Genomic DNA, 4,449 nt, shown 5'->3' on the forward strand with positions numbered 1-4,449 from the left:
GCCCGCCCCAGGAAGCACCCGGCCGAGGCCGAGAACGCCAAGCTGCGGCGGGAGAACGAGCGGCTGCGCACGGAGGTGGACCAGAAGAACGCGGCACTGGAGGTGCTGGGAAAAACACACGCGCTCTTGCAGTCACTGTCCAGGAGCGCGGACTGAGCCACGTCCTGGACGGCCATCTGCACGCGGCGGTCGAGGAGTTGAGGCTGCTGGTGGGCATCGTGGATGCCTGCCGGATCACCGGACGTTCCCGGGCGACCCACCACCGGCGGCTGCATCCCAGGCCGCCGGCACCTGGGCGACCGCGTCCGGCCCCGGTCACCGCACTGTCGGCCGCAGAGCGGGCCACCGTGCTGGCGCTGGTGAACAGCGACGAGTACGCCGAACTTCCGCCGGCCCAGATCTACGCCCGCGAACTGGACGAGGGCCGCTACCACTGCTCCGAGCGCACGATGTACCGGATTCTGAAGGAGGCCGGGCAGGACGGCGAGCGGCGCCGGATCGCCACCCATGGTGCCAGGACCGTGCCCGAGCTGGTCGCCGACGCCCCTTCGCAGGTGTTCACCTGGGACATCACGAAGCTGGCGGGTCCGGACAAGGGCATCTGGTATCACGCCTACGTCATCATCGACATCTACAGCCGCTACATCGTCGGCTGGACAGTGGAGCGGGCCGAATCAGCCGACCGGGCCGAGGAGCTGATCCGCGAGACGATCCTGCGCAACGGCATCGTGCCCGAGACCGTGCACGCCGACCGGGGCACCTCCATGACCTCCAAGAAGGTCTCCCAGCTGCTGATTGACCTCGGTGTCACTCGCAGCCACTCACGCCCCAAAGTGAGCAACGACAACCCCTACAGCGAAAGCCACTTCAAGACCGCCAAGTACCAGCCCGACTTCCCGCGCAGGTTCGACTCGCTGACGCACGCCCGGGAGTGGATGGACGGCTTCATCAGCTACTACAACCACGTCCACCGGCACTCCGGGATCGGCTACCACACGCCGGCCAGCGTGCACTTCGGCACCGCGGAACTGGTACGTGAGCAACGAGCCACCACCCTCACAGCCGCCTACGAACGGCACCCGGAACGGTTCAACCGCCGCCCCGTCCCACCATCGATCCCCCGCCAGGCATGGATCAACGACCCCGCCAAGCGACACCAAACCGAACGACAGAACTCATAGCGCCACATTCGTTTCATTTGACTTGACAGGCACCGGCTCGTGACGTTTGAGACCGAAGCGGACCTGCTCCTGCTCTGGATACGTGAAAAGACCGCAGGCACGGATAGCCGCATTTCTGTCGACCCTCACAGGTCGTGCGAGTGGTCCGAGGTCGCGAAGGGGGAAGTGTTCAGACTGGTCGCGTGGCTTGCCGAGCGCGGTCTCGTCAACCACTACGGACAGCACCACGGACAGCGAAACGCCGGGTGCAACAGCTTCACGACCAGGTGCACTTTGACCCCCAAGGGGGTGCACGAGGCTGAGCGTCTCTTCCAGCTGCGAGGCAACAAGCTGCATCGGTTCGACGCCGCAGCGAATGGTCTGATCGTCGCTGCAATGGACGAGGTCCCTGATTTCCACGTCGTGGTGCAGGACTTCGCGGAATCCGACCGTGCTGTCTTTCTCGGCCAGCGAATCGACGCGGAAACGATCGAGAAGGCCACGGCCTTCCTGGTGGACAGCAAGCTGGCCACCGTGTACTCCCGATCGGTCGCCATTCGTCCCCGAGAGGCTTTCGACCCGTCGTACGCGCTCGCCCTGACCCCGCTTGGCATCCAGTGCGGGGACCAACACGTCAACGTGAGGAATTTCGTGACCAGCCAGAAGGACGCCCGCCCGGTCGCCATCTACGGCGGCATCAACCAGATCGGGGACCACAACACCCAGAACAACAACGTCGGGTTCCCTCCAGACGACCTCGCCCAGTTCGCCCAGCAGGTCCTCGCCGCCGCCGTCACCATGGACGTCCCTGAGTCGATCCGTGAGCGGATCACGGAGGACGCTGAGGCGCTGCAGCGCGAAGCGGAGAGGGAGGAGCCGCAACCCAGCCGCATGCGACGAACCCTCGAGGGCATGAGAGAGAGCCTGCTCCAGGCGGGCCAGGACCAGGCCGCGCAGAAGCTCATCGAGATGGTCGGCAGCTTCCTCATGACGGCCAGCGGCGGCTGACCAGCGGCACGCGACGCAAGCGCGCCCAGTCGTTCATGGTCCCGTCCTCGCCCGCGCCTTCCTCGTGGCCGTGCCGTACGGCCAGGCGCGCGGGCAGGACGGAGATCCTGCCGTGGCCCGACGCCGTACCGGCCCGACCGACACCGTGCGCGCTCTGGTGCACTCCCGCGATGGAGGCGCCTGCGTGCGCTGCGCCACAACCCTTGACCTGACGACCCACCACCGGGTGAACCGCGGGACGGGCGGCGCCGGGGAGGAAGGCGAGCTGGCGCGTGCCGAACTGGCCGCCCGAGTCCAGGACCAATGCCTGGAAGCGACCAGCCGTTACCGAAGGATGACGTTTACGCCCCGTTCCTCGAAGATCTCCAGGAGGAGGTCGAACAGCACAAGCTCGCGGTCACCGGCGGGCACGCGCTCTGCCAACCCTTCCCGAGCCTCGGCCGAGGAATCCCAGTGCAAGGTGAATGGAGCAGTGGCGCCCCACCCGCCGCAAAGGCAGTCGTCGAGAGCGTCAAGGTTCCAGCCGAAGTATCCGCCGGGTCCGTTGATCGCCTCACCGATTGCACAGTAGAAGCTGTCTTCGTCGACCATGTGCCGGCCGTCCAGGGCGAACACCTGGCCTGCAGGCTCTTCGAGCTTCCCCTGGCGTTGGTACGCCCAGGACCACAGGGCTACCGACAGCCACGCGTGCCGATCCTCGGGTGCGAGTTCGTGCCACATGCCGATGCGGTTCAGTTGACCCGTGCGGACCAGGTTCCACGCTCGTTCCGCTCCGGGTAGGGCGTTCTCGCACCACAGCGTCACTGTGACGTCGACGAGGCCGGTTCCAAGGGCAGAAGGTTTGGCGTCGACGACGGTGACCCCGTTGACGAAGTAGGACCCCATGGTGGCACCGTCGCCGTCGAGAAGGGCGAGCCATGCGTTCCCCGCCATGGCGCGACGGCTACCGACATGATCGAGGCTCTTCAGTAGGCCACCCTGCGGAAAACAACCTTCGAGGTGCACTCGGCGTGCGCCCCCCTCATCCGGCAGAGACGTGAAGAGCCCCTCGGCCTCGTGAGTAAAGCCCCAGAAGTCACTGTCGTCCTTGTCCGAGGTCAGCGCGTACTTCTGCCCCTCGCCGGCCCGCCCTGATGTTCGCATCGCACCCCCAATGAGAGCGCTGATCTTACCGACGCTCGACAACTCACCGGGCAGTCGCCGACGCTGTCTCCACCCCTGACCCCATCCCATCAATCTCGACGGCCCATTGACGAGCCACATAGCCCTGATCACCCATAAGAGTGAAGTGCAGAGAAGCACCAACTGCTGGCGTGCCTCGAACGAGGGCGACGAGCAGGACAAGGCCGCCTGGCTCAAGGCGAAGCGCGCCGAGGAGCAGACCGCGTCCGAAGCCTGGTCCGAGCAGTACCGGATGCCTCCCCTGGAGGGGACCGAGCGGGCCGTTCCCTGGGGCGTGCGCTGTCGTCACCAGATCCTGACCAACGCCTACACCGCACTGGTCACCGAAGGCGCGACCAGCGAAGCGGACTGGGCGGAGATCGAGGAGAACGCTCGTACGGTGACCCGCGCCGGGTGGTGGATAGACCAGAGGTCGTCCGAGCCCGAAGACCTCACCGAACTGCTCCGAGCCGCCACCGGGGCCGACCGGCCGACAGAGAATCCCTTCTTCTGACCGACCGGGTGCCCTGCTGCGGCGGGACACCCAGCTGACCGCCACCGTGCGGCCTCTACCAGCGATTCTCGGCCGGACCAAACCCCGGAATTGCCGGATGCTCTGCCCACTGGCCCACCTCCAACGGGTCCTTCGCTCCCTCTGCCCCGGAGACTTCCGTGCCTACCTCGATCACCATCACGTCCGAGTTCAGCGGCAGCGTCGTTGCCAAGGGCGCTACTGACGACCTCTCCGCGCAGCTCCTCCGTCACGCCGGTTTCAAGCAGATCGACGACTGGCACGGCCGACGCCATCGCCTGCCCACCACCACTCCGCTCGCCGACCAGGTCGCCATCGCCAGCCATGCGGCCGAGATGCTTCGAGCCGCTCGCTATGACGTCACCCTCCCGCCGTCTCTCGACACCGCCCGGCTGAGCCCTCCGGTGCATGCGCTGGGGCCCTACGCCGCCGGAGCCGAACTCCTCAGCATCACGGACCAGATCCGTGCGGCCGAAGACGGAGCCAGCCTTCAGCGGGCAGTTGACCACCTCCTTCACCCCGAGCACGGTGCGCTGGAGCGTGTCCGGGAGGCGCTGGAAGCAGCGGGAGAACAGGTCAACGACCTGG

The 4,449-nt window shown here is 66.5% G+C and carries 5 protein-coding genes and 1 pseudogene; 4 read left to right on the forward strand and 2 right to left on the reverse strand.

The window, feature by feature from the left end:
- Window positions 1-176: 176 nt before the first annotated feature.
- Together B9S57_RS27510 and B9S57_RS27515 are read left to right on the forward strand one after the other, a co-directional pair.
- Window positions 177-1,181, forward strand: coding sequence for an IS3 family transposase (locus tag B9S57_RS27510; protein WP_103759827.1), 1,005 nt, complete (start codon window positions 177-179; stop codon window positions 1,179-1,181).
- A gap of 39 nt (window positions 1,182-1,220) precedes the next feature.
- Complete coding sequence (locus B9S57_RS27515) at window positions 1,221-2,168, forward strand: hypothetical protein (protein ID WP_103759898.1); 948 nt, start codon at window positions 1,221-1,223, stop codon at window positions 2,166-2,168.
- Here B9S57_RS27515 and B9S57_RS27520 read toward each other — a convergent pair.
- Together B9S57_RS27520 and B9S57_RS27525 are read right to left on the reverse strand one after the other, a co-directional pair.
- Window positions 2,146-2,472 carry a hypothetical protein gene (locus tag B9S57_RS27520; RefSeq protein WP_103759899.1) on the reverse strand — a complete coding sequence of 109 codons (327 nt, stop codon included), beginning with the start codon at window positions 2,470-2,472 and terminating at the stop codon, window positions 2,146-2,148. The two genes, B9S57_RS27515 and B9S57_RS27520, sit on opposite strands and share 23 nt — an antisense overlap.
- A gap of 20 nt (window positions 2,473-2,492) precedes the next feature.
- A complete protein-coding gene (locus B9S57_RS27525) occupies window positions 2,493-3,311 on the reverse strand; it encodes a barstar family protein (protein ID WP_103759901.1) in 819 nt (272 codons plus the stop codon).
- Between the two features lie 145 nt (window positions 3,312-3,456).
- Between B9S57_RS27525 and B9S57_RS27530 the strand changes: the two genes are divergently transcribed.
- Both B9S57_RS27530 and B9S57_RS27535 read left to right on the forward strand, forming a co-directional pair.
- Window positions 3,457-3,843: a hypothetical protein gene (locus B9S57_RS27530; RefSeq protein WP_103759900.1), complete on the forward strand. Its 387-nt coding sequence runs from the start codon at window positions 3,457-3,459 to the stop codon at window positions 3,841-3,843.
- Between the two features lie 158 nt (window positions 3,844-4,001).
- Window positions 4,002-4,449 (forward strand): annotated as a pseudogene (locus B9S57_RS27535) (hypothetical protein); the annotation flags it as partial.

Source organism: Streptomyces sp. SM10, from assembly GCF_002910915.1.
Lineage (GTDB): Bacteria > Actinomycetota > Actinomycetes > Streptomycetales > Streptomycetaceae > Streptomyces.